This window comes from Paraburkholderia sartisoli (assembly GCF_900107685.1).
Lineage (GTDB): Bacteria > Pseudomonadota > Gammaproteobacteria > Burkholderiales > Burkholderiaceae > Paraburkholderia > Paraburkholderia sartisoli.
Genome location: NZ_FNRQ01000007.1, coordinates 35390 through 60403, shown reverse-complemented (window position 1 = coordinate 60403; position 25014 = coordinate 35390). Strand labels below are relative to the sequence as shown.

General features: G+C 62.6%; 24 protein-coding genes and 1 pseudogene. 10 read left to right on the top strand and 15 right to left on the bottom strand.

Going from position 1 to position 25014, the window contains the following annotated elements:
• Position 1 precedes the first annotated feature (1 nt).
• Positions 2-1294: an aspartate carbamoyltransferase gene (locus tag BLV45_RS20185; protein WP_090536305.1), complete on the bottom strand. Its 1293-nt coding sequence runs from the start codon at positions 1292-1294 to the stop codon at positions 2-4.
• A gap of 406 nt (positions 1295-1700) precedes the next feature.
• Between BLV45_RS20185 and dapA the strand changes: the two genes are divergently transcribed.
• A complete protein-coding gene (gene dapA / locus BLV45_RS20175) occupies positions 1701-2558 on the top strand; it encodes a 4-hydroxy-tetrahydrodipicolinate synthase (protein ID WP_090535751.1) in 858 nt (285 codons plus the stop codon).
• Between the two features lie 10 nt (positions 2559-2568).
• On the opposite strand, the gene BLV45_RS20170 is transcribed toward dapA, so the two are convergent.
• Positions 2569-3333, bottom strand: a complete 765-nt coding sequence (locus tag BLV45_RS20170; protein WP_090535750.1) for a hypothetical protein — start codon at positions 3331-3333, stop codon at positions 2569-2571.
• Positions 3334-3720: 387 nt separating this feature from the next.
• On the opposite strand from BLV45_RS20170, the gene BLV45_RS20160 reads away from it, so the two are divergent.
• Positions 3721-4215, top strand: a complete 495-nt coding sequence (locus BLV45_RS20160) for an MgtC/SapB family protein (RefSeq protein WP_245753433.1) — start codon at positions 3721-3723, stop codon at positions 4213-4215.
• Positions 4216-4298: 83 nt separating this feature from the next.
• Here the strand turns inward: BLV45_RS20160 and BLV45_RS20155 are convergent, their stop codons facing one another.
• A complete protein-coding gene (locus tag BLV45_RS20155; RefSeq protein WP_090535748.1) occupies positions 4299-5204 on the bottom strand; it encodes a glutamate/aspartate ABC transporter substrate-binding protein in 906 nt (301 codons plus the stop codon).
• A 315-nt stretch (positions 5205-5519) separates the two neighbouring features.
• Between BLV45_RS20155 and BLV45_RS20150 the strand changes: the two genes are divergently transcribed.
• Complete coding sequence (locus BLV45_RS20150) at positions 5520-6680, top strand: GGDEF domain-containing protein (protein ID WP_245753432.1); 1161 nt, start codon at positions 5520-5522, stop codon at positions 6678-6680.
• A gap of 80 nt (positions 6681-6760) precedes the next feature.
• Here the strand turns inward: BLV45_RS20150 and BLV45_RS20145 are convergent, their stop codons facing one another.
• The gene (locus BLV45_RS20145; protein ID WP_090535746.1) at positions 6761-7876 is read right to left on the bottom strand and encodes a diguanylate cyclase; all 1116 of its coding nucleotides are present in this window, start codon (positions 7874-7876) and stop codon (positions 6761-6763) included.
• 500 nt (positions 7877-8376) lie between these two features.
• On the opposite strand from BLV45_RS20145, the gene BLV45_RS20140 reads away from it, so the two are divergent.
• From BLV45_RS20140 to BLV45_RS20130, 3 genes are all read left to right on the top strand, one after another.
• Positions 8377-8682: a hypothetical protein gene (locus BLV45_RS20140; protein ID WP_407671043.1), complete on the top strand. Its 306-nt coding sequence runs from the start codon at positions 8377-8379 to the stop codon at positions 8680-8682.
• Between the two features lie 237 nt (positions 8683-8919).
• Positions 8920-10092, top strand: coding sequence for a 4-hydroxybenzoate 3-monooxygenase (locus BLV45_RS20135; RefSeq protein ID WP_090535745.1), 1173 nt, complete (start codon positions 8920-8922; stop codon positions 10090-10092).
• A gap of 275 nt (positions 10093-10367) precedes the next feature.
• A complete protein-coding gene (locus tag BLV45_RS20130; protein WP_090535744.1) occupies positions 10368-10979 on the top strand; it encodes a hypothetical protein in 612 nt (203 codons plus the stop codon).
• A 48-nt stretch (positions 10980-11027) separates the two neighbouring features.
• Here the strand turns inward: BLV45_RS20130 and BLV45_RS20125 are convergent, their stop codons facing one another.
• The 5 genes and pseudogenes from BLV45_RS20125 to BLV45_RS20105 all read right to left on the bottom strand — a co-directional run bounded on the left by BLV45_RS20125 (position 11028) and on the right by BLV45_RS20105 (position 14110).
• On the bottom strand, positions 11028-11393 hold the full coding sequence (locus BLV45_RS20125) for a hypothetical protein (RefSeq protein WP_090535743.1): 366 nt from the start codon (positions 11391-11393) through the stop codon (positions 11028-11030).
• Positions 11394-11589: 196 nt separating this feature from the next.
• Positions 11590-11721: pseudogene (locus BLV45_RS28280) on the bottom strand (two-component sensor histidine kinase); the annotation flags it as partial.
• A 63-nt stretch (positions 11722-11784) separates the two neighbouring features.
• A complete protein-coding gene (locus tag BLV45_RS20115) occupies positions 11785-12432 on the bottom strand; it encodes a VTT domain-containing protein (RefSeq protein ID WP_090535741.1) in 648 nt (215 codons plus the stop codon).
• A 203-nt stretch (positions 12433-12635) separates the two neighbouring features.
• Entirely contained in the window at positions 12636-13700 is a 1065-nt protein-coding gene (locus BLV45_RS20110; protein ID WP_090535740.1) for an alkene reductase, read from the bottom strand.
• Positions 13701-13786: 86 nt separating this feature from the next.
• A complete protein-coding gene (locus BLV45_RS20105; protein WP_090536299.1) occupies positions 13787-14110 on the bottom strand; it encodes an ArsR/SmtB family transcription factor in 324 nt (107 codons plus the stop codon).
• A gap of 344 nt (positions 14111-14454) precedes the next feature.
• Here BLV45_RS20105 and BLV45_RS20100 point away from each other — a divergent pair, with 344 nt between their 5' ends.
• Both BLV45_RS20100 and BLV45_RS20095 read left to right on the top strand, forming a co-directional pair.
• Entirely contained in the window at positions 14455-14757 is a 303-nt protein-coding gene (locus BLV45_RS20100; RefSeq protein ID WP_090535739.1) for a helix-turn-helix domain-containing protein, read from the top strand.
• Positions 14754-15980 (top strand): type II toxin-antitoxin system HipA family toxin, encoded by a 1227-nt coding sequence (locus BLV45_RS20095; protein ID WP_090535738.1) that lies wholly within the window; start codon positions 14754-14756, stop codon positions 15978-15980. Before BLV45_RS20100 ends, BLV45_RS20095 begins: the two co-directional genes overlap by 4 nt.
• 131 nt (positions 15981-16111) lie before the next feature.
• Here BLV45_RS20095 and BLV45_RS20090 read toward each other — a convergent pair whose 3' ends face one another.
• The 3 genes from BLV45_RS20090 to BLV45_RS20080 are packed head-to-tail and all read right to left on the bottom strand — an operon-like array spanning position 16112 to position 18962.
• A complete protein-coding gene (locus tag BLV45_RS20090) occupies positions 16112-16882 on the bottom strand; it encodes an ATP-binding cassette domain-containing protein (protein ID WP_090535737.1) in 771 nt (256 codons plus the stop codon).
• Complete coding sequence (locus BLV45_RS20085; protein ID WP_245753430.1) at positions 16882-17874, bottom strand: ABC transporter permease; 993 nt, start codon at positions 17872-17874, stop codon at positions 16882-16884. Before BLV45_RS20085 ends, BLV45_RS20090 begins: the two co-directional genes overlap by 1 nt.
• Positions 17875-17882: 8 nt before the next feature.
• On the bottom strand, positions 17883-18962 hold the full coding sequence (locus BLV45_RS20080) for a sugar ABC transporter substrate-binding protein (RefSeq protein WP_090535735.1): 1080 nt from the start codon (positions 18960-18962) through the stop codon (positions 17883-17885).
• A gap of 341 nt (positions 18963-19303) precedes the next feature.
• Here BLV45_RS20080 and BLV45_RS20075 point away from each other — a divergent pair, with 341 nt between their 5' ends.
• Positions 19304-21046, top strand: coding sequence for an IlvD/Edd family dehydratase (locus BLV45_RS20075; protein WP_090535734.1), 1743 nt, complete (start codon positions 19304-19306; stop codon positions 21044-21046).
• Positions 21047-21139: 93 nt separating this feature from the next.
• On the opposite strand, the gene BLV45_RS20070 is transcribed toward BLV45_RS20075, so the two are convergent.
• Positions 21140-21724 (bottom strand): hypothetical protein, encoded by a 585-nt coding sequence (locus BLV45_RS20070; RefSeq protein WP_090535733.1) that lies wholly within the window; start codon positions 21722-21724, stop codon positions 21140-21142.
• Between the two features lie 153 nt (positions 21725-21877).
• Between BLV45_RS20070 and BLV45_RS20065 the strand changes: the two genes are divergently transcribed.
• Positions 21878-23359 carry an HD domain-containing phosphohydrolase gene (locus tag BLV45_RS20065; protein ID WP_090535732.1) on the top strand — a complete coding sequence of 494 codons (1482 nt, stop codon included), beginning with the start codon at positions 21878-21880 and terminating at the stop codon, positions 23357-23359.
• 102 nt (positions 23360-23461) lie between these two features.
• On the opposite strand, the gene BLV45_RS20060 is transcribed toward BLV45_RS20065, so the two are convergent.
• Together BLV45_RS20060 and BLV45_RS20055 are read right to left on the bottom strand one after the other, a co-directional pair.
• The gene (locus tag BLV45_RS20060) at positions 23462-24688 is read right to left on the bottom strand and encodes an MFS transporter (RefSeq protein ID WP_090535731.1); all 1227 of its coding nucleotides are present in this window, start codon (positions 24686-24688) and stop codon (positions 23462-23464) included.
• On the bottom strand, positions 24685-25014 hold the full coding sequence (locus BLV45_RS20055) for a hypothetical protein (RefSeq protein ID WP_090535730.1): 330 nt from the start codon (positions 25012-25014) through the stop codon (positions 24685-24687). Before BLV45_RS20055 ends, BLV45_RS20060 begins: the two co-directional genes overlap by 4 nt.

Sequence of the window (25014 nt, the reverse complement as noted above, 5' to 3'; positions counted from 1 at the left end):
TTCAGTCGATGCCGTGAAACACGGCGTCATCCGGGCCGAGATAGGCGGGCGGATGCCACGCCGCGTCGCGCATCGAATGTTGCACGAGCTTTTCGACGCCGAGCAGCACCGCGAAAATCGCCATCCGCACGGGAATGCCGTTGTCGGTCTGCCGGAAAATCGCCAGCCGCGAATCGTGATTCAGGTCGACGCTCAGATCGTTCGCGCCCGGCCGGCTGTCGCGCGGCAGCGGGTGCATGATCAGCGTGTCGGTGCCGCACACGGCATCGACCAGCGCCTGGTTGATCTGGAAGTCCGGCGTGTAGCCTTCGAACGATTCGTCCTTGAAGCGCTCTTTCTGGATGCGCGTCGCGTACACCACGTCCGCGCCGCGCAAGCCGGCCGTCAGATCGTGTGTCTGTTCGACCACGTGCCCGTTACGTGAGATCTGTTCGAGGATATACGACGGCATTTCGAGCATCGGCGGCGACACCAGCGTGAACTTGATGCCGCGATAAAGCGCGAGCAGCTTCACGAGCGAATGCACCGTGCGGCCGTATTTCAGGTCGCCGACCAGCGCGATATGCGCGCCATCGACGATCTTGCCCAGCCGCGAGAACTCCCGCTGGATCGTGTACAGATCGAGCAGCGCCTGGCTCGGATGCTCGCCGGGGCCGTCGCCGCCGTTGATCACCGGAATGTTCGTCGCGCGCGCGAATTCGGCGACGGACCCCTGGTCGGGGTGGCGGATCACCAGCGCGTCGACGTAGCCGCTCATCACGCGGCTCGTGTCGTAGATCGATTCGCCCTTGGCCATCGACGAAAACGTGAAGCCGGTCGTGTCGCACACCGAACCGCCGAGCCGGCAGAACGCTGCGCCGAAGCTCACGCGGGTACGCGTGCTGGCCTCGAAGAACAGATTGCCGAGCACCGCGCCTTCGAGCACGCGCGAGATTTTCCGGCGGCGCGCGATCGGCTGCATGATGTCGGCGACGCGAAAGAGCGCTTCGACGGAATCGCGCGAGAACTGGTCGACGGACAGCAACTGCGGCCGCCCTTCAAAGAGCATCTGGCTCGCCAGCGACTGCGAGTCTACGCTTTGCGTATAGCTTTCAGTCGGCGCGCCGTTGACCACGATTTCCGACACGAAGCGCTCGACGATCTCCGGCATCGCGCGCGATTCCTGCGAATCGTCGGGCAGGAGCCACGTGTCGAGCGCCCGGCGCGACACGCCGATCCGGTTCGCGAAGCTCTCGCGGGTCATGTTCATGCGACGCATCGCGTCGCGCAGGAAGGCTTGCTGAGGAACGCTCATGCGGATCACCCGTCGGTGGTGAGAAAGGCTGGTTATGTACGCGTTGCGTATATTAATTCGGCAACAGAAGAAGTCAAGTTATTTTGCGATGGGGACGCACGAAGGCACCCGCCTTTGCGAGATAACGAGGTTGCCGGTTACACTGACGCCCATGCAAACCCGCCCGATCCAACGCCTGCATCCGGTCGCTCCCACTCCTGCGAGCGGTGTCGTGCATGCCTGCGCGATGGCTTCGGCGCTGGCTCACGCGGTCGTGCAAGCCAAAGCAAAAAAACAGCTGCTCATCTGACCGGAGCCTGCTGTTCCGTCAGATGGCGTGACGGTACAGCGAGCCCAGGTCCAGCCTCGACGTCCCTTTCCCGCACTGCCTGACGGAATCGATACGGTCACGTTTCGAGGATTAGTCATGTCGATTTTTTCGGGTATCTGGATTCCGCTCATCACGCCGTTCGCCGGTGGCGTGGTCGATCACGACGCGTTGCGCGCGCTCGTCGGCGGTTATGTGAAGGCGGGCGTGTCGGGTTTCGTCGCGCTGGGCACAACAGGCGAGCCCGCCGCGCTCGACGACGCAGAGCAGGCCGCCGTGCTCGCGACCGTGCTTGCGGCGGCGGGCGACGTGCCGGTGATCGCGGGCGTGTCCGGCAACCATGCGGCGACGCTGCGCGAACGTGTCGCGCGGCTCAACGACGAGCCGGTCGCCGGCATGCTGATCTGCGCGCCGTACTACATCCGGCCTTCGCAGGCGGGTCTGGTCGATCACTTCGCGTCGCTCGCGGACATCAGCCGCAAGCCCGTCGTGATCTACGACATTCCGGCGCGCACCGGCGTGCGCATCGAGACGGAGACGCTGCTGACGCTCGCCGCGCATCCGCGCATCGAAGCCGTGAAGGATTGCGCGGGCTCGCAGGACAGCACGCTCGCGCTGATTCTCGATGGCCGCTTGCGGGTCATGGCCGGCGAGGATGCGAATATCTTCACGACGCTCTGCATGGGCGGCGCGGGCGCGATCGCCGCGTCGGCGCATGTGCGCACCGGGCGTTTTGTCGCGCTCTATCGCGCGCTGGCGGCGGGGCGGCTCGACGAAGGGCGCGCGATCTGGCATTCGCTTGCGCCGCTCGTGCGCGCGATGTTCGACGAACCGAACCCGGCGCCGGTGAAGTCCGCGCTGGCGGCGCAGGGCGTCATCGGCGACGAATTGCGCGCGCCGATGACGCGCGCATCCGCCGCGCTGCATCAGCGGTTGCGCGAGCTGGTTGCAGGGTGAACGCGCGCGCTTACATCATTCCGCCCGAATTCGAGCTGCCCGCGTTGCCGGTTCCGCCGCCTCCCGTCGCTGCGGGCGGCGTGACGGCCAGCGGCTGCGCGGCGCCGGCTGCGGTCACGAAGGACAGCGTGGCGCTTTGCGGCCCGTTGTCGTCGATCGCGCCGGCTGCCTGCAGCGCGGTGAGATCGTGGTCGACGCCCTGGTTGTCCGGAACGAACGGCGTGGTCAGAAAGTCCGGCACGGACAGCGTCAGCGCGAAGCGCTGCTGAAGATTGCTGACGACGGCGGCCTGCGCATTCAGCACGTCGGTCTGGTTGCCGAGCACCTGCTGGAACCGCGCGCTGCCCGCGAAGCCGGTGAGCAGCGCCGCTTCGTTCGTGCCGAGCTGGCCGGCGATGTATCCGAGCAGCAGATCCGTCACGGGTGTGACGTTGAACGTGCCGCTCGCGAACGCGACGGAATGGAATGTGTGACCGCTGGCCGTGGCCGTGATGAGGCAGGGCGGCACCGCGCTCAGCGTGAGGCTGAACTGGCCGTTGGCAGCGGCGTTCGTGCTCGCCGAGGCCTGCACGCAACTCACGCCGATTGCGGCGCCCGCCAGCGGCTTGCCGCTCGCGGCCGTACCCGACACGGTCATGCTCACGGGTGTCGCGGCAGGCGTGCCGGCGCTGACACCCCCGTCTCCGCCACCGCCGCACGCTGCCAGTGTCGCAACCAGGGCCGCGCACGATGAAGCCAGCGCGGGGCGGGAAAAACGCGCAACGTGGATATTCATGACAGCCTGCCACCGGTCGATGAGACAAACGCATCCGCGCGCCGCGGCAGCGGTTGCGCCGCTCGCGCGTGATGGGCTACCCGAGGTAAACGGCAGGGACGGTGTGCATATTCCGCACGCGTGCGATTTCCACGCTTTGCTGGTGAGCGGCGTACCGGACGCTTCGTACGATGGCTTCGCGCGATCGAAACCTTCGTCGATTCGACCGGCGAGGCCGCCGGTCGCCCGGGTTGCGCGAGAATGACGCTTGCGCGCCTGGATGCGTACCGCCGCGAATTCTCCGGCGAACCGGCGCCGCTTTGAGTGGGCATGTCGCGCCGGTCGAAAGCGGCGCACACTGCACGGTAAAACACCCGAAACGACAGTCACACGACCTGAGAGCCTTATATGCTGCCTGCTTCCACACTGTATGAAGTCATTCTGCGCATGGCGGTCGCGGTGGTGATCGGCGGCATCGTCGGTCTCGACCGCAATCTCCATGGCAAGCCGACCGGCATCAAGACGCTCGGGCTTGTCTCACTCGGCTCGTGTCTCGCGACGATGGCGAGCATGGGCTTCGTCGTCAACGGCGTTGCCGCCGACGTGAACGCGGCGCGCGTGATTCAGGGCATCGTCACCGGGATCGGCTTTCTGGGCGCGGGCGTGATCGTGCAGAATCCGGCACGCGACAAGATACGCGGGCTGACCACGGCGGCATCGATCTGGGTCACGGCGGCGCTGGGGATCGTGTGCGGCACGGGCGCGTGGTCGGTTGCGCTCGCCGCGCTCGTGCTGCTGTTTGCGTTGCTGTTCGTCGGCCGTTTTATCGAGAAGCCATTGTACCGGTTCTGGATGCGACGGCCAGAACGCGAACGCGACGAAATCACCGCCACGGACGACTGATACGCGACGTTCCGCGCCGCGTATCAGTCAATGCAGCCAATGCAGTCAATGCAGTCGATGCGATCCGATGCAGGCGGAACGCCTTATTCGAACGCCTTGTCGTTCGGACTCGCGTAGAGTTTCTGGAGCGAATCGCTCATCGGGAAATCGAAGCTGATGTTTTTCGGCGGCACGGGTTTCATGAACCATTTGTCGTACATCGTCCTGAAATCCGGTGCTTTCATGGTGTCGACAAGCGCGTCGTCCACCAGTTTCTTGAACTCGGGATCGTCCTTGCGCATCATGAATCCATACGCTTCCGACGACTGCGGCGTGCCGGTGAGCACCCAGTCGGCGGGCTTCGCGGTCAGCGCGCGCGTGCCCGCGAGCAGCACGTCATCCATCATGTAGGCCACCGCGCGACCGGTCTCGAGTGTGAGCCGACCCTCGCCATAGTCCTTGGCGCTGATGATCTGCATGTTCATCTTCCTGTCTTCATTCATCTTGCGCAGGATGCGCTCCGACGTCGTGCCCTGATTCGTCACGACGGTCTTGCCGGCGAGATCGGGGAAGTCCTTGATGCCACTGTCCTTGCGCGTCAAAAGACGCGTGGTGGCCACGAAGAACGTGTCGGAGAACGCGACCTGATTCTGGCGTGACGTCAGGTTCGTGGTCACGCCGCACTCCAGATCGACGGTGCCGTTCTGCACGAGCGGAATGCGGTTCTGCGACGTCACCGGCACGAAGCGCACCTTCAGGTCCGCGCGCTTTGTCTTCGCCTTCACGGCCGAAATCACGCGGTCGCACAGATCCTGCGAAAAACCGACCACCTGATTGTTCGTGTCGACATACGAAAACGGCACCGAGGTTTCGCGGTGCCCGATCACGATCAGGCCGCTGCTCTGGATTTTCGCGAGCGTGGAGGCCGGGTCCTGGGCGAAAGCGCCCGGCGCAGCGGCGAGACCAGCAACGAAACAGACGGTGAGAGCGGGCAGTATCGAAGTTTTCATGGCAATTGACGGTCTATTCTGGATTGAACGGGATGTACACGAGGTTGAGGGCCAGGTGCCGTGCGTGTCTACATATGTTGCCATGAAAAAATAAAATGCAACATATGTTAAACACCAGGTTGCGTCGATCGGGTCTGGGGCGAGAGGAAGTTGATTCATGGGGGAAACCGCGGCCGTGACGTAAACTGTCGCTCGATCGGGTGGACGAGGCGGCGGCGCGGGGAGACACGCCGTTGCATCAAGCAGGATGCCCGGCAAATCCAGACCCGTATTCAGGTTCAGACTGACGTTCAGATCGAGGCGATGTTGAATCCGGTGAATATTCTTGGCGTGACGGTGCTGTCAGGCGTCATGTCGATGGCCGTGCTCGGCTCGCTGCTGCGCGCCGAGATACCCGGTGTCGGATGCTGGGTGGTCGCGAACGCGCTTTCCATCGTGGCGCTGATCTGTTTCGCGTCGCAGGGTCATGTATCCGCGCTGCTGTCTGTCCTCGTGGCGAACGTGCTGCTGGCGGCAACCGCGTTGACCGGCCTCGAAGGGTTCCGGCGGTTCTTTGGCCGTAGCGGGCTGCCGGTGACGGGTCTCGTGGGTCTTGCGGCGGTGGGCGCGGGCATTGCGTACTGGCAGTGGGTGATGCCCGACTTCAACGCGCGCGTGGCGCTCGTGTCGGCGTTTCATGCCGCGATCAACGCGACGCTCGCCGTCATCGTGCTGCGCGAGCGGCCGCCCGATCGCGCGAAATACAGCTATTACTTCGTCGCGGTGACGGCTTCGCTGGTCGCCGTCGGGCACGCGGTGCGCGGCATGACCTATGGGCTGGGGCTGTTGTCGCAGGCGAGGCTGCTGGAGTCGTCGGCGGTCAATATTGCTTTTCTCGCGCTCGGCATTCTTGCGCTGCCGACGTTGTCGATCGGCATGGTGATGCTGGCTCACGATCGCATGGCGGAGCGTCTGCGAAAGCTGGCCAGCATCGACGATCTCACGGGTGCCTTCACGCGCCGCGAATTTCTCGCGAGAGCGGACGCTTTGCTCAGGAGCGCGGCGCGCACCGGCACGCCCGTGACGCTCGCGGCCATCGACATCGATCATTTCAAGTCGATCAACGACCAGCACGGCCACGCGGCAGGCGACAAGGTGCTGATGCACTTCGCGTCCATGGTGATGGAGGACGTTCGAACCGGCGATGTGTTCGGCCGGCTCGGCGGCGAGGAATTCGGCGTGATGTGTCCGGCGACGCGTGCCGGAGAAGCGGTGGTCCTGCTGAACCGGTTGCGCGACCGGCTCGCCGCGTCGGGATACCGGTTGGGCTCGAGTCCGGGCGGGGTGCTGCACTATACGTTCAGCGTGGGCGTCGACCAGTTTCGCGCGGACGAGCCGCTATCCGCATTGATGGCGCGCGCGGATGCCGCGCTGTATCGCGCGAAGGCGTCGGGACGCAACCGCGTCGTCGAGGCGGTTCAGGCGGAGGGCGGGTGAGTGCGCGTTGAGTGCGACGGGGCGGTGCGCATCGCGAAGTCTCGCAACATGTGTCGATCCGTAGACCGCGACAGTTGCGCCTACAACGACAGATGACTGTCGGCGCTCGCCATGGATGCGTGTGCGCCGGATTTCGACGCGAACACACCCTGTTCGTCCGCGATGACCACGCAGTCGCGGCCCTTTGCCTTGGCAGCGTAAAGGCAGTGGTCGGTCTCCATCATCCATGCCGTGAAGTCCGCCATGTCGGGCCGGTAGCACGTGAGGCCCGCGCTTGCCGTGCAGCGCAGCGCGCGATCGGGGTTGCCGGTGCGCAGGCGCAGGTCGAGCAGCAGCAGATCGACCATCGGTTGTGCGTCGATCAGCTTCAGTCCGGGCAGGATCACCGCGAATTCCTCGCCGCCATAGCGTCCGACGATGTCGCCGGGCCGCAACGTCATCTGCAGGAAGTGCGCGAAGCTGCGTAGCGCGGCATCGCCTGCGGCGTGACCCTCGGTGTCGTTGACGCGCTTGAAGTGATCGAGATCGAGCAGCAGCAGGCAGCACGGCGTACCTTCCGCGCGACAGCGTTCGAACTCGACGGCGAGCAGGTCTTCCCAGTGGCGGCGATTCCATAGACCCGTGAGCCCGTCGGTGCGGCTCAGGCGCTCCAGTTCGCGCGCGTGCATGGCGAGTTTCTGCGACATGCGGTAGGTCGCCCAGCCAAGCGCAAGCGGATACAGCACGAGAAACGGCATGCATGCGATGAGCGTCGGCATCTGCGATTGCGGCTCGAACGTGAGGCCGAACGTCATCGCGCCGATAGCGAAACCGAACAGATGCGCGACGAGCCCGCGCAGAAAGAGCCGCATGCCGCCGGCTGCGATGTTGTCCATGCTAAGCATCGTGAGAATCAGCACGCAGGGCAACAGGTTGAAGCGCATCGCGACGACCCACAGGCCGCCGAACACCGAATCGACCATCAGGTTAAAGCGTTCGCCGCGATAGGGGACCGGCCAGGCGAGTGCCGTGCGATACGCGAGATGTGGCCAGAAAAACCCATGAAAGACGAGCAGCGCCCACAGCCAGGGGCTCGCATGCAACTGATAGAACACCGACGCGACGCAGAAAAAACCGAAGCCAAGGCCGATCACGCGCAGGCGATAGACGCGCCCGGCGAAACGCTTTCCTTTGCCTGCATATCGATTCGTGCTCAACGCTGTCCCCGATGTCGGCGGTTGGCTGGATGCCGCCTGAATGTCGCTATAGTGAACTCCAATGATTGTATCTGATGCAAGTTTTGCCGGGCGACGATGTTGTTGTGTCCGAAACTGTTTTGTTTTGCGCCCCTGTCGGGCATCGGAGTGCCGAAACGCCCGTATCCGGCGGGCAGGCGCGTGGCATGTCGCCACGCCGGACCACGCCGCGCCTCGATCCGCGACGCTTCGACCTCGCTCCGGCAGAACGCGCGTACTAAGCCATCATGAGCGGCACGGCACGCGGCAGGATCGTGGTGGATATCGCTTGGTGACGGCGAGGCGGTAGTGGCGGAAATGCCCCTACGCGTTGTTGCAGCCTGAGCGCGCATTTGCGGGCTAACGTGTACATTGCAGTTACCTTCCTGAAGGATAACGGGAAGGCGCGAACCGGAATGCTTGCGCGGCAGCGATTCCGGCTTCGTTTTTATCTAACGGTCGTTCCTGGCGCGGAGGCCAACATGACGATGTCTTGCACGAAAAACGTAACGCTCCTGCTTGTCTCGGCAGCACTGAGTTTGGGATTCGCCACATCGACGATGGCCCAGGACGCGAGCGATGCTGCCGCGACCACGGCGGCGCCGACCAAGGCTGAAAAGAAGGCACAAAAGAAGGCGGCGAGAAAACAGGCACGTGCGAAGAAAAACGCCGAGCTGAAGAAGCTGGAAGATGCGGGCTACAACCCGTCGCAGAACGATCCGAACTATCCGGACTCACTGCAGAAGGCGCAGAAGAAAGTGGGTGCCGCACAGGGCGCAAGCCAGTAAGCAGAATGACGCCGCGGGCGCCCTCGCGACGCTCGCGGCGCAAACGCATCGACGGCGGCGCGTCGCTTCGACCACGCGAAGCACGAAGCTGCGCGCGTACATGATGCTAAACGTGTGCCTGTACCCCTCGACGTTTATCTCAATATTGGATAGTACTTATCCCTGATATCGCGTTGCGCGATATGAGCCGTGTTCGTCACACTGATTGCAAATCAATGCCGCATTCAGGAGACACACATGCGCACTCAGGTTGGCATCATCGGTGCCGGGCCGGCAGGCCTTCTTCTTTCCCATCTTCTTCATCTTCGCGGCATCGAGTCGGTTGTGCTCGAAACACGCAGCCGTGAGCAGATCGAATCGACGATCCGCGCGGGCGTGCTCGAACAGGGCACCATGGACCTGCTCATCGAATCGGGCGTGGGTGCGCGCATGCAGGCTGAAGGCGCGCTGCATCATGGCTTCGAACTCGCGTTCGAAGGCAAACGGCGCCGCATCGATCTCACCGGACTGACCGGGCATTCGATCACGGTCTATGCGCAGCACGAAGTCATCAAGGATCTCGTCGCGGCGCGCGTGGCGGCGGGTGGTGAGCTGCGCTTCAACGTGTCCGATACGTCGCTGCATGACCTCGACACCGCGACGCCGTCGATCCGCTATCGCCACGAAGGCGAAGCATGCGAGCTGCACTGCGATTTCGTGATGGGTTGCGACGGTTCGCAGGGCGTATCGCGCGCGGCGATTCCGCAGGCCTCGCGCAAGGACTACGAACGCGTGTATCCGTTCGGCTGGTTCGGCATTCTGTGCGAAGGCAAGCCTTCTTCGGATGAGTTGATCTATGCGCGCCACGATCGCGGCTTCGCGCTCGTGAGCACGCGCTCGGCCAACGTGCAGCGGATGTACTTTCAGTGCGATCCGAAGGACTCGGTCGACAACTGGTCGGATGACCGCATCTGGGCCGAACTGCACGCGCGGGTCGATTCGGAAGACGGCAGAAAGGTGGTGGACGGCAGGATCTTCCAGAAGAACATCGTGGGCATGCGCAGCTTCGTGTCGACAACGATGCAGCACGGTCGCCTCTTTCTCGCGGGCGACGCCGCGCACATCGTGCCGCCGACGGGCGCGAAGGGCATGAACCTCGCCGTCGCCGACGTGCGGGTGCTGACGAACGCGTTGCGTGCGTACTACCAGGAGGATCGCAGCGACCTGCTCGCGAGCTACAGCGAGACTGCGCTGAAACGTATCTGGCGCGCGGAACATTTCTCCTACTGGATGACGCGCATGATGCATCGTCTCGACGATGCTTCGCCGTTCGAGCAGCGCCTGCAGGTGGCGGAACTCGAATACGTCACCACGTCGCGCGTCGCGGCGACCGCGATGGCGGAGAACTATGTGGGCGTCGCGCCGGTGTAAGCGCGGCGGCACCCGCAACGCGGATCGACGCCTTTCGAAACCGGACGCATGAGCGGCGCGAGTCAGATTTCTGTAAGCGCAACGTTATTTTTAAGGCGACGGAATAATTCGCGACGTCACGACGTTTGCCAGACAGATGTATCGGGTTGAATCCTCCCGGTACCGTTCCCGCGCGCAAACACGCCGGGATGTATGGAAACTGCCGGCCGTGATGTCCGATGCAGGCAGGCAACATACAGTCCGGCGGGCGCGTGCCTCGTGTTTTCGGAGAATCCATGTCTATTCGCATGAAACTCGGCGTCACGCTTGTGACGCTATCTTTTGCCGGTGCTGCATTTGCACAGGCACCGGCTAAACCCTCACGGATTCGCGGTGAGATCGTCTCGCTCAATGGCGACGTGATGAAGGTGCATCGTCGCAGCGGCGATATGGTTTCGATTGAAGTCAAACCCGACACAGGCGTATCCGCCGTGAAAGCGATGCAGCTTTCCGACATCAAACCAGGCGCGTTCGTGGGCACCGCCGCCACGACCGGAACGGATGGAAAGCTGACCGCCACCGAGGTGCTCGTGTTTCCCGAATCGGCGCGCGGCACCGGTGAAGGGCACTACGCGTGGGATCTGAGCCCGAACAGCTCGATGACGAATGCAAACGTCGATACGGTGGTCGAAGGCACCAGTGGCCGCGATCTGAAGCTGTCGTACAAAGGCGGCACGAATGTCGTGACCGTGCCGCCCAACGTACCCGTCGTGACGCTCACGTCGGCGGCGCGCGTCGATCTGGTGCCGGGCAAGAAAGTCTTCGTCGTGGCGACGCCTGCTACGCAGGGCACGTTTGTGGCTCAACGTGTGGTGGTCGAAAAGAACGGCGTCGCGCCGCCGATGTGACCGCGCCATGCGCTCGCGCGGTCGCACGTCGATTTCGGCTAATACGGATTAGTCGGCGATCCGTTTGTCCGCGAGGGCGCGCTGGCAGTCGGCAAGCACGTTGCGCACCAGTCGGGACTGGAAATCGAGGTCATCGGTATTGAGGATTTCCTCGACGGCGTCGCGTGCCCATTCGGCGTCGACAAAGGATGCGTGCTGGCGGGCGATATCGACCGCCAGCGCCGACAATCTGGCAATGCCAAGCCAGTCGGCGGTGCGCATGTGCCGGTCGAGCCACTTGTGCGCCGCCTGGACCTGGAACGACGGTTCGGGCCACGCCTCGTTGAGATACCACGCGCCGAGATTTCCGCAGGTGAGCCAGCAGAGCAACTCGACGCGGTCGCGTGGGCTTAACTGGTGACGTACATCACTCATGGCGACGCTCGCGAATCTGGATGAATGGGGTTCGCGGGTGCGCGAACCCCTATAAAACAATAATACGGCGGAACCGGGTTATGGATACGCTTATTCCATATCGTCGGCTGAAATGCGTCTGCTGAATGTGTGGTTGCCGACGTTTTCGCGCGCGATTGCGCCTCGGCCTCTGAGGGCGTTCTTTGCGATATTGGCGCCGCAGGGTAAAACGGGCGCCTGTGCGGTTTTGAAGCGACAGGCTCGCGTTCATGGCGAGCGCCAGCTGACGGATGATGGCAAGCTCCAGACCGGTTCCGCCAGAATCGCGGTTGCGCGAAGCCTCGGCGCGCATTGCGAACCGGCACGTTTGGCCTGCGGCGCCAGACCCGGATGAGAGAGGACGTTGAACCGCTTACACGCGTTGTCGCTTGCGGTTCACAAACCGCCAAAGCGCACCCAGTACCAGCGATCCTGTGCCAAGACCAACGCCAAGCAGGACAATCGAACTCATATGATCGCGCACGAGCGGCACATTACCGAACACATAACCCGCCGCGACGAGCGAGATGATCCAGATCGCCGCGCCTGGCACGACGAACGCGACGAACCGCGCGAACGTCATGCGCGCGACGCCACCGACGAACGGCGCGAACGTGCGCACCACTGCGATATACGGCGACAGTAGAAACGTGATCCCGCCGCGCGCTTCATAGAACGCGTGCGCCTTGCGCAGTGCGTTCCTGTCGATCCAGCGTATGTTCGCGGTATAGACCTTCTCGCCGATTGCACGGCCCGTTGCGTAGTTGACGATGCTGCCGGCGACCGTCGCTGCAAACAGCACCGGCGTCACGATCCATACATTCAGGGCGTGCGTCGCCGCGAACGCGCCACAGATAAAGATCAAGGGATCGCCAGGCAGAAAGAAGAGCGGCAAAAACCCGATCTCGACGAAGACAATCGCAAACAGCATGGCGTACACAGCGGTGCCGTACTGCTCGATCAAACTGCCCAGGTGCTGGTCGAAGTGCAACGCGAGCTGTAACAGGTGCATCAGATCCATATCGGGTCGGGCGGAATTCAGGTTTCAGCAGTGTAGCCCTGCGTGCGGGGCGCATGCGGTTTTTCGGAAGCGTCGCGATGGGCAGGGGCCGGCGACACAAACGACGATACAAGAGACGACAAAAAGCGCGGGGTGCGCGACCAGTGTCACACTGGCCGCGCACCCCGCGCCTGTTGCTGCAAACCTGCGTTGAAGCTTGCCGGTTATCCGTTCACGGCTTCGAGTGCCGGATAGTCGGTATAGCCGCTTTCGCCTTCAGCGTAGAAAGTTTCCGGAACCGGTGCGTTCAGCGGTGCGTCGAGCGCAAAACGGCGCGGCAGATCCGGATTTGCGATGAAGAGCTGGCCCCATGCCACGGCATCGGCTTCGCCTGCGTCGATTACCTGCTGCGCGCTTTCCTTCGTGAACCGTTCGTTCACGATGTACGGGCCGCCGAATGCCTGCTTCAGTTGCGGTCCGAGACGGTCGTCGCCCAGCGCTTCGCGTGCGGCGATAAACGCGATCTTGCGCTTGCCGAGTTCGCGCGCCACGTAGCCGAACGTGCCTGCAGGGTCTGAGTCGCCCATCGAGTGCGAATCGCGACGCGGTGCCAGATGAACGCCGACGCGGTTCGCGCCCCACACGGCGATACAGGCGTCCGTCACTTCGAGCAGCAGGCGTGCGCGGTTTTCGATCGAGCCACCGTAGGCATCCGTGCGATGGTTCGTGCTGTCCTGCAGGAACTGGTCGAGCAGATAGCCGTTCGCGCCGTGTACTTCGACGCCGTCAAAACCAGCGGCTTTCGCGTTCTCCGCACCCTTGCGGTACGCCTCGACGATGCCCGGGATTTCCGCGAGATCGAGCGCGCGCGGCGTCACGTATTCGCGCTTCGGACGCACGAGGCTCACGTGGCCCTTCGCCGCGATCGCGCTCGGCGCAACGGGCAGGTCGCCGTTCAGGAACACCGGGTCGGATACGCGCCCAACGTGCCACAGTTGCAGGAATATCTTGCCGCCAGCCTGATGGACGGCTTCGGTGACGAGCTTCCAGCCCTCGACCTGCTCGTGCGACCAGATGCCCGGCGTCGCGGCGTAACCAAGACCTTGCGGCGTGACGGACGTCGCTTCGCTCAGGATCAGGCCGGCCGACGCGCGTTCGGCGTAGTACCTTGCCATCAGCGCGTTAGGCACGCGGATGTCGCCTGCGCGGGCACGCGTCAGCGGCGCCATGAAAATACGATTGCGCAACGTGAGATCGCCAATCTGGACCGGATCGAAAAGAGTCGGCATAAGTGTTCACCTCTCCTGGCGGGCAAGTGCCCGTCGCTATGAAACAGTGTGAAAAAAAAGAAATGCGGCGATGCGAATGCGCCACGTCAGAGGTCTGCGTTCATGTGTTCGATAAACGCCTGAATGACCGCTTCATTGCGCTTGAAGAACACCCATTGACCCACGCGCTTCACCGTGACGAGCCCCGCGCGCTGCAAGGCGGCGAGGTGTGCGGACACAGTCGACTGCGACAGGCCGCAGCGGCCTTCGAACTTGCCGGCGCAGACGCCGTAATCAAGCGGAATCTCCTGATCCGAAAAATGCTCGGACGGGTTCTTCAGCCAGCCGAGAATCTCGCGGCGCACGGGATTGGCGAGCGCCTTGTGAATTGCATCGACATCGATAGCTTGTGGAGTGGTGCGGGCTTTCATCAACGTTTGTTCCGAGGTGGCATGCGGACATGCCGGCAATTGCATCGCTTCGGGACGAATCATATATCGTAATTTTACGATATTCAAAAAATCCTTGCTGCCAATGGGGGTGATAGTGTGTGGCGCGCAAAAAAGCCCGTACTTTTGCCCACAGATGCGCTGACATCGATCGCACTACCTTCTTCGATTTTCAAGAATAAGCGACAATATATTGTACATAAAAGACTTTAAATCTAAATAAAGAACAAAATATTAGCGATTTAACGAAATCGTGCATTGACCGATCACCTGTTAAATGCTATATTTTTGATGATTAATAATCAATTTTCGACTTAAAAGTCAAAATGTTGAACTTTGAACTGGCTGCTGTCGAAGAAATCTGCACTGAACTCGCAAGCCGTCTGCGGGCGCATCGTCTTGCGCAAAACATCACTCAGGCCGAGCTGGCCGGCCGCGCGGGAATCTCGATGGGCACAGTGCGCAATTTCGAGAGCAAGGGTCAGGCGACGCTGGAGTCTCTGATCAAGATCGTCATGGCGCTGGGTCTGGCCGGAAGCCTGTCGGATCTCTTCGTGCTTCGTGCGACGACGATCAGGGACATGGAAAAAGCCAGCGTGCGTCGCCAGCGTGCAGGGGGGGCGCGATGAAAAAGCTCGCCGTCGTCTATGCCGGCTGGGGCGAGCGTTTCGTTCTCGCTCATCTCGGCGATAACGGTTCACAGCTTCTGTTTGAGTACACCCCCGAAGCCATCGATCGAGGCCTCGAACTGTCCTCGCTTAACCTGAAGTTGAGCCCCTACGCGTACGACGGGTTTCCGCAGCATCAATACCGCTTGCCGGGTCTGATTGCGGACGCACTGCCGGACGGTTGGGGTCTGGTGCTTCAGGACAAGCTGTTTCGAAAGAGGGGCTGGGATCCGGCACGCCTGTCCCCGCTGGACCGGCTCGCATTCGTCGGTGGCCGGGCAATGGGCGCGTTGATGTTCGAGCCGTCGAACGCGGAGGAAATTGAAAAAGCCGATGTGGAACTGCTGACGCTTGCGCGCGAAGTTCAGGACGTTCTCTCGGATGACGGGGCCGAAGTCCTGCGGCGTCTGGCCGTAATGGGTGGTTCTCCGCAAGGCGCGCGTCCAAAGGTGCTGGTGAACTACGACACCGCGTCCGGCCGGATGACCAGTTCGGAGGACGGTCCCGGATTGCCGTGGCTCGTGAAATTCCAGGGCGGGTCCGAACACAAGGAGGTGTGCGCCATTGAGGCGACCTATGCCGTACTGGCGCGAGACTGTGGTCTGGATATGCCAGAAACGGCCTGGTTTGATCTGGATACAAAGCTGGCAGCTTTCGGTATCGCCCGTTTTGATCGCGAAGGAGGTCTGCGTGTGCCGGTGCATACAGTTGCCGGCGCGCTAAACGCCAACTTTCGCATTCCGTCGTCCGTGGATTACACGTCCATGCTGCGCCTCACCGGTTTCATGACGCGCGACGTCCGCGAAACCCTTAAGGCTTACGAACGCTGCGTGTTCAATGTGATCTTTCACAATCGCGATGACCACGCGAAGAATTTTTCCTTCCGCATGAACGAGCGCGGACAGTGGCGGTTCTCTCCGGCCTATGACCTGACCTTTAGCGAAGGTCCGGGTGGCGAACATCAAATGGATATTTGCGGCGAAGGCCGCGCGCCGGCCAAAGCGGATCTGCTTGAACTGGCAAGCCAGACGAATATAAAAAAGGTGGACGCCATCACCGCGATCGAGCGCATCAGCGCCGTCGCCGGAGATTTCATAAAAACTGCAAAGCGCTTCCCAATCCGCAAGGCAACGATTGAACAGATCGCAAAAAAGATCAACGCTAATCGAAGCCGCATGGCCTGACATTCAGACGATGGCCGACGATCTGTCACATCTCCAGGCAAACAGGTTGAACGCTGACACGCGAGAGGGGAGGCATAGAACGTGTTTGCTTGCTGACAGCGGGACCCACGCCGAAAGCGTAAAGGCACGTGTCAGTTCGTCGTGGCGCGCATCGCCCGATACTCGCGGCGCACGATGTCCATCAGTTCCGCGACAGACGTGCTTGCGGCTTCCCGCTGATAGGTCACGCGGCCTCGCTGCATCAACATCACACGATCGGCGATATCGAGCGTCTGTGCGTAGTTGTGCATGATCATGATGATGGACAGGCCGCCTTTTTCCTTGAGCCGAAGGATCAGGTCGATGATGAGTCCTGCCTCGCGCGCGCCCATTGCGGCGAGCGGTTCGTCGAGCAGGAGTATTTTCGCGTTCGAATTGACCGCGCGCGCAACGGCGATGGCCTGTCGCTGTCCACCGGAAAGCTGCTCGACCGGCAGATCCACCGAAGGAACGTTGACGCCGATTTCCTCGAGGCATTCCGCGGCGCGGGTGCGCATCGCGCGGTTGTTCAACAGCCTTATCGGTCCGCGACGGATGATCTCGCGGTTCAGGAACATGTTGTGATAGATGCTGAGCGAATTGGCGAGCGCGAGATCCTGGTACACGCACTCGATGCCCAGTGAGCGGGCATGATCGACGGAGCGCAGCAACGTTTCCTCGCCGCCCACGAAAAGCCTGCCGGTGGTCTGCTGATGAAACCCCGTCAGGATCTTGATCAGCGTCGACTTGCCTGCGCCGTTGTCGCCCAGAACGCCGAGAATCTCGCCCTGTCTTAGCGTGAGCGAAACGCCGTCGAGCGCGGTGACCGCGCCGAAACGCTTGACGATGTCTTCGCCGCGCAGCGCCTCGATCACTTCGGCCATCACAACTCTCCCTTGCGCGCGAGACGAACGACGTGAATGTTGAAGATCATCGCGCCGAGGATCGCCGCACCAAGAATCATGTTGAACGTGAAGGCGTTGATCCCGATGAGCGTGAAGCCGTCGTTCAGGATGCCAAGCACCGCGGCGCCAATCAGGCCGCCGATGATCGTCCCCGAGCCGCCGGCTAGCGGCGTGCCGCCAATCACGGCGGCGGCAATCGCGAGAAACATGATCTGGTTGCCGCCCGCCTGCGGATCGATCGATGTGATGCGAAAGCCTTCAAGGATGCCGGTAAAGCCCGCAAGCAACGCGGCAAGGATGAAGTTGCCGAGCTTGAGGCGTCTGACGTGGATGCCGGCTTCACTCGCGCCTAGCGGATTCGCGCCCGAAGCGATCGTATGCAGTCCCCAGCGCGTATGGCGAAGCAGCACGTGCATCACTGCGGCGATTGCGATCGTCCAGATGATCTCGCTGTAGCCCCAGCCGCCCATGAACGCCGCAAAAAAGGTGGAATCTTCCGGCGGCGCAACGGGCGTGCCGCGTGAAATCGTCAGCGTGAGACCGTTGACGAAGAACAGCGTGCCCAGCGTCGTGACGAAAGAGGGGATGCGAAGATACACCGTTACCGCGCCGTTGATCAGGCCGACCACACCCGCGGCGAGAACGCCGGTCAGCAACGCGAGCCATGCGGGCGCGCCTGCTTCGTGCGTGAAGTGCATGATGAACGGCGCAAATGCAAATACCATCCCGGCCGAAAGATCGATCTCGCCACCGATCATCAGCATGATTTCGCCAAACGCAATGATCGCCACCGGCGCGATGAACTGCGAAAGATTCTGAAGGCTTGCGCTCGTCAGCAGGAAATCATGATTGACCGTTTCAAAGTAAATGCTAAGGATGAGCGCGACCGCAAAGATGCGAATCTCGCTGGAACGCCCGAGCGTGCCAGACCAGCGCCTCGGGCGTTTGGCGGATTGAGTGGTATCCGTCACGGAAGACGTCACCCTTTGATCGCACCCGTGCGTGGCACGATCTGGGCTTTGGTGCTCTTGCCCTCATAACGTGTCGAGGTGGTCAGGTAAGGATCGACCGTGCCCTTCGTGACGAACTTCAGGCCCGTGTTGATGTTCGCGGGTCCCACAAGGCCACCGGAGGCAAGGAAGGTGAACGCCTCGAGCACGGTATAGAAACCCTGAACGTAAGGCTGCTGGTCGATCGTGAAATCGAGGAAGCCGTCATGGATCAGGTCGACCGTGCGCGGCAGCAGATCGAAGCCGCCGCCATGGACACCCTTCGACGGCAGACCGGATTCCTTCATGACCTCCGCAACGCCCTGCGTGCTGCCCGCATCGACGGCGAACATGCCCTTGAGGTCCTGGTGGCCCAGATAGAACGACTTGATCTTCGAGAGTTCTTCGTTGACGGTCGCGCCGGTTGCGATGGTCTGCACGTCGATTTTCTTGCCCGACTTCTTGATTGCGGCGACCGCGCCGTCAAGCCGCGGCTGGATGTTGAGCTGGCCAGGCGTCGCAATGAAGAGCGCGACAAGGCCGCTGTCGATCAGGCTCACGATGCGCTCGCCCATCTGGTAACCCGACAGGTACAGGTCCTGTCCGATATACGCAAGACGCGCATTCGTCGAACCCGAAGGCGCATCCGCGTTATAGGCGAAGACAGGAATGCCGGCGTCGAGCGCGGCCTGGATCGGCTTGTCGAACGCTCTCGGATCGACGATCGGCACCGCGATCGCGTCGGCCTTCGCGGCAACTGCGGCGTTGACCGCGTTCACCATTTCGGCGATGTCGGCGTTGGCCGAACCGGTCCACTGATAATCCATGCCGAACATGGCAGTCGCGTCCTGAATGCCATATTGCGTCGGAACGAAAAACGGATTCGTCGTGACGTGGTTGACGAAAACGATCTTCCAGCGTTTGTGTGCGGGAAAGGATCCGCCTTCGGCCGCCTGCGCCGGCGTGATCGCGCCACCTAGCAGTGCAAGTGCGGCGGACAGCCCCGCACCTTGCAACAGCCCGCGACGCATGCCCTGGACTTCATCCTTGTCTTCTTTGTCTTGCGCCATCTCAGTCTCCTGTCTTTCAGTTATCAGACACTTCACTGTGCATGACGGCGCAGGCCGGAAAAGCACCATAGCCGGGCATCACGTCCTGAATGTACCCCGCGTGCATGCGCGTGCGCATGACGACATTGCCAAAAATCCTATATCACGCCCTTTTACCTATTAATCGATGTATACCCTTAACTAGTCGGACTAATTAGCCCTCGCGCCGCGCCGGAGGTCCCGGAAGCACGGACGACCGTGCAGCACGACACGTTTGTGAAGGAGCGTCTCGCCAACATGATCTTCACGAAGCGCTACTTGAATAGTATTACTATCGAGGTGTTTCAAGGAGGAGAGGGGACATGAGCAACGGTAAACGCCCACTACGCTCTGCACAATGGTTCGGTTCGGCCGACAAGAACGGCTTCATGTACCGGAGCTGGATGAAAAACCAGGGCATTCCCGATCACGAGTTTGGCGGAAAGCCAATTATTGGGATCTGCAATACGTGGTCCGAGCTGACGCCCTGTAATGCGCATTTTCGAAAGCTTGCCGAACACGTGAAGCGCGGCGTGCTGGAAGCGGGCGGTTTTCCGGTTGAATTCCCCGTGTTTTCCAACGGCGAATCGAACCTGCGTCCCACGGCCATGTTCACGCGCAATCTTGCGAGCATGGATGTCGAGGAATCGATACGCGGCAATCCGGTTGACGCGGTCGTGCTGCTCGTCGGTTGCGACAAGACCACGCCGGCGCTTTTGATGGGCGCGGCAAGCTGCGACGTGCCGGCGATTGCGGTAAGCGGCGGCCCGATGCTCAACGGCAAGCATGAGGGCCGCGACATCGGTTCGGGCACGATCGTGTGGCAATTGAGCGAGCAGGTGAAGGCGGGCAAGATCTCGCTGCACGATTTCATGTCGGCCGAAGCGGGGATGTCGCGCTCAGCGGGCACCTGCAATACGATGGGCACAGCTTCGACAATGGCATGCATGGTCGAAGCGCTGGGCGTCACGCTTCCGCACAACGCCGCGATTCCCGCCGTGGATGCACGCCGTTATGTTCTTGCGCACATGTCGGGCATGCGCATCGTCGAGATGGCGCTCGATGATCTGCGCCTGTCGCAACTGCTCACGCGCGCAGCGTTCGAAAATGCGATCCGTGTGAATGCCGCGATTGGCGGTTCGACGAACGCGGCGATCCATCTGAAGGCGATCGCGGGGCGCATCGGCGTGAGCCTTGAACTCGACGACTGGACGCGCATCGGTCGCGGCACGCCGACGCTCGTCGATCTGCAACCGTCGGGGCGCTATCTGATGGAGGAGTTCTATTACGCGGGCGGCCTGCCGGCGGTGGTGCGTCGCCTGGGCGAAGCCGGGTTATTGCCGCATCCGGATGCGCTGACAGCGAACGGTCACTCGCTGTGGGACAACTGCAAGGACGCGCCCCTTTACAACGACGCGGTGATCCGTCCGCTCGACAACCCCGTGTTCCCTGATGGCGGGCTGTACGTGCTGCGCGGCAATCTCGCGCCGAACGGGGCGGTGCTCAAGCCTTCCGCGTCGACACCCGCGTTGCTCAGGCATCGTGGACGCGCTGTCGTGTTCGAGAACCTGGAGGACTACAAGGCGCGCATCGGCGCGGTCGATCTCGACGTCACCGCTGATTCCGTGCTGGTGTTGAAGAACTGCGGTCCGCAGGGATATCCCGGCATGGCCGAAGTGGGCAACATGGGACTGCCGCCGAAATTGCTGGCGCAGGGCGTGACCGACATGGTGCGCATTTCCGATGCCCGCATGAGCGGCACCGCGTACGGCACGGTGGTGCTGCACGTGGCGCCCGAGGCGCGCGCGGGTGGCCCGCTCGCGGTGGTTCGGGAAGGCGACTGGATCGAACTGGATTGCGACGCGGGGCAGTTGCACCTCGACATAAGCGACGAGGAACTGGCTGCGCGGCTTGCGGCGTGGCGCGCGGCGCGAACGGATGATCCCGCAGACGCAAGCGGCTATCGACATCTGTTTGTCCAGCACGTTCTGCAGGCAGACCAGGGGTGCGATTTCGATTTTCTGGTGGGTTGCCGCGGCGCTGACGTGCCGCGACATTCGCATTGACGTGCGTTACTCGCGCAGTCTCGAACGGGCAAAACGCGGCGCCAATGGCAGCACCAGGGAAGAAACGTTAGCCGCGCTGACAACCCCGGGCTTTCAAGACGCCCGGACAACCTTGCGTCGCAACTGGCCGGCGGATAACCACAACGCAGAAACGAGAAAATAGACGGCGCCCACCGCTGCGTAGCCGGCCACTTTGTCAATGGCGGGAGACATGGACGCGCCGGCTTGCACGATGAAAAATGCACCCGCCAATGCCGATTGTCCGCCGCTCGGGATCATTGCCCATTGCGCACCGAAGCGCTTCCAGCGGCGCACGGCGGTGCCGAGCTGGAGCAAGCCGGAAAGTATGGCCCAAACGCCGAACACCCCAAGCACCCAGTTCATGTTCACTCTCAATGTCACGATCACCGCAACCGTTGTGATGATACTGATGAGGACGTTGATGGCCTGTGTACGATTTTCAGCCATCCCGCCGCTACGCGACATGTCGATGTAATTGGCCAGCGCATCCCATGCGGGATAGACGATAAGCAATGCCGCCATGCTGGCCGGGGAATGCTGCCCGACGGAGAAAGCAAGTGCGACCCAGACAGCGGAGAACGCAGTCCGGACAAAGTAATAGTGCTTGAGCCACCGTTCTTCCTGAGCCCGGGCGATGTCTTCGTGGCGATCAACCATGGCAACTCCTTAACTGTCTTTAACGAACGTGTTGATAGAAAGGATCGCATCCGGCTTGCCCCGGCGGTATCGGTCGAATGACCGACCCTGTCCGGAAGACGTTGTCGCGTATAGTGGTCCATCTTTTCCACGTGCGTTTTTTCGTCCAATCCGATGACCGACGACGAAGCCGGCCTTTCCTCGCTGCGCGTGTTCGATTCCGTGAAAGCGCTCGCCTTCATCGGCGATCTGAGCATGGGACAGCCAACCGACCATTCGCTGCGCACCGGATGGCTCGCGGCGCGCCTCGCGCAAGCCGCTCGACTCGACGCGTCCGCGAGCGACACGGTCCGCGAGACGTCGCTGCTGCGCTGGTCTGGCTGCACGGCGAACGCGGCCGGTTTCGCCGACGTTTTCGGCGACGACATCGGGAGCCGCCTCGCGATGCTCGAAGACCGCCTGGACTGGGCGAGGCCGCTCGAAGCGCTGGGCGGTGCCGGCGCGGTGCTCACGCCGCTCGCGCGGATCCACTGCGAAGTGTCGGGCGAAGTGGCGCGCATGCTGGGCCTCTCACGCGCGACCGAAGCGGCGTTGCGCCACATCTTCGAAACGTGGGACGGCAGCGGTCTGCCCGCGCGTCTCGCACGCGAGGCGGTGCCCGTGCCGGTGTTCGTCGTCGCGCTCGCTGGGGATCTGGAGATTTTCAGCCGCATGTATGGCATCGAGCGGGCGCTTGACCTGATTGCGCAACGCGCCGACGCGCGTTATCCCGTGTGGCTCGTCGAGGTCGCGGCGCGCCATGCGGTTCACTGGCTGCCAGAACTGGAACGTGCATTGCCCGCCGATCTCGATGCCGAGCTGACGACGTCGCACATGCAGCAGACGACCTCGGCGGAATTGATCGCCGACGTCATCGATCTCAAGCTGCCGTGGATGACGGGCTTCTCGCGCGAGGTCGCGGCGACCGCAGCCACGTGTTGCGCCCGGCTCACGCCGGACAAGGCGGCGCACGCGCGCGTCTATCGCGCGGGATTGATTCATGGCATTGGCCGGGCGGCGGTGCCCAACGGTGTCTGGAACCTGAGCGCGCGTTTGCCCGAAAGCGCCTGGGAGAAGGTGCGGCTGGTACCGTACTGGACGTCGCGCGCCGGCAAGCAGGCGGGCTCACTCGGCGAAGCGGCCGAGCTCGCGTCGTATGCGTACGAACGGCTGGACGGTTCGGGCTACTTTCGTGGCGCGCGCGATCAGGCGTTGACGCTGGAGGCGCGCGTGCTCGCGGCGTCGGTGGCATGGGTCGCGTTGCGCGCGGCGCGTCCGTGGCGTGCCGCGCTATCCGCCGACGCAGCCGCGCGCCAGTTGCGCGACGAGGTCGCAAGCGGCCGGCTGGACGGCGAAGCGGTCGATGCGCTGCTGGCCGGCGGCGCGCCCGTCGCCAGACGGCCAGCGAGCAGCGCGCCGCAGGGCGCGCGTCTATCGGCGCGCGAGATCGATGTGCTGCGCGCGATTTCGCGAGGGGCGAGCAACAAGGAAGCCGCGCGAGAGCTGGCGCTCAGTCCGAGCACGGTGCGCACCCATGTCGAAAGCGTGTTTCGCAAGCTCGAATGCTCGACACGCGCGGCGGCGACGCTCAAGGCATCGGCGATGGGCCTGCTTTAACGACCTCGCTTGTGCTGCTGCGCCTGAGCCCTGAGCGGCACCCAGCGATGCAGGAAGGCGTGCTCGACGACAAGGATGCGACGCCGATGCGCTGACCGGTTGCTACGGGTCGCAGCGATGCATCTGCTGCCTCATGGCGTAGATGGCAACGATGGCCGCGGCAAAGCCCGATGCCGCGCCGACGCCGAGTGCCCAGCGTGGGCCCAGATGGTCGGCCACCCAACCCACGATCGGCGCACCGATCGGCGTACACCCGAGCGCGATGCCCACGCGCAGGGCCATTACCCGTCCCCGCATGGCGGGCGCGGTCGTGAGCTGCATCAGGCTGTTGGTCGCATTGGTGAAGGTCAGGGTGGCCACGCCAATGACGACCAGCGCGCACGCGAACAGCCAATAGTTCGGGGCGATGGCGGCCAGCGTGCAGCCGAGTCCGAAAATCGCGGCGCCGGTCAGCAGGGACCTGAAGCGCGGCCGGTCGCGACCGGCGGCCAGCAGTGCCCCCGAGATGGTGCCGATCGCCATGATCGACGACAGGAGGCCGTAGCCACGTGCATCGGTGTGGAAGACACTGGCGGCCATGGTCGCGATGAAGATCGGGAAATTCAGTCCGAATGTGCCGATCAGGAACAGCATGACCAGGATCGCCTTGAGGTCCGGTCGGGACCAGACATAGCGCAATCCCTCCGTGAGACTTCCCTTGTTCCGGTGTGCACGCGCATTCGGACGCAGGCCGGAGACGCGCAGCAGAAACAGCGAGGCCAGCACCGCGACAAAACTGGCGCCGTTGATCAGGAACGCCCAGCCGGTACCCACCGAAGCGATGATCAAACCGGCCACCGCCGGCCCGATCATTCGCGCCGCGTTGAACGAGGTCGAGTTGAGCGCGACGGCGTTCGGCAGGTCGGCATCGCCGACCAGTTCTCCCACGAACGTCTGGCGCACGGGGGCATCGAATGCCGCTGCGCAGCCGGACAGAAAGGCGAACACATAGACGTGCCAGAGCTGGACGATGCCTGTGATGGTGAAAAGCCCCAGCGCCAGCGCAAGAACGCCCATTGTTGCCTGGGTTGCCATCAGGAGCCTGCGCTGGTTGTAGTGATCGGCCGCGAAGCCGGTCCAGGGCAGCAGCAGAAGCTGCGGCCCGAACTGGAGCGCCATGACCGTGCCCACGGCCGAGGCGTTGTAATGCGTGAGTTGGGTCAGCACCAGCCAGTCCTGAGCGGTGCGCTGCATCCATGTCCCCACATTTGAGACCAGCGCGCCGGCAGCCCAGATGCGGTAGTTGACGTTCCTCAGCGAACGGAAGACGCCCGTTGCCTGAGCGCTCACGAATGTCCCGATGTATTGCCGCCATGGAAGCGGCCAAACTGTCGGGCCGCGAACACGCTCAGGACCAGGATGCCGAGTCCGAGCGCGACGGCATCCTTCGTGCTCTTCAGGTCGAAATCACCGACGCGGTAGATGAGCACATAGCCGACGACCAGATTGAGCAATCCCCACAGCACGTTCACGGTCGATGAGGAAAGCCCTTGCCCTGGTGGTCTTGCGAACGGGCTCTGGAACGGCTCGCCCCTCACGCCGCTGACAAAATGTGGCACGGCGTTCGCGAGAAAGGCACCGCCGAAGAAGTAGGACACGAGATGCAGCCATTCCAT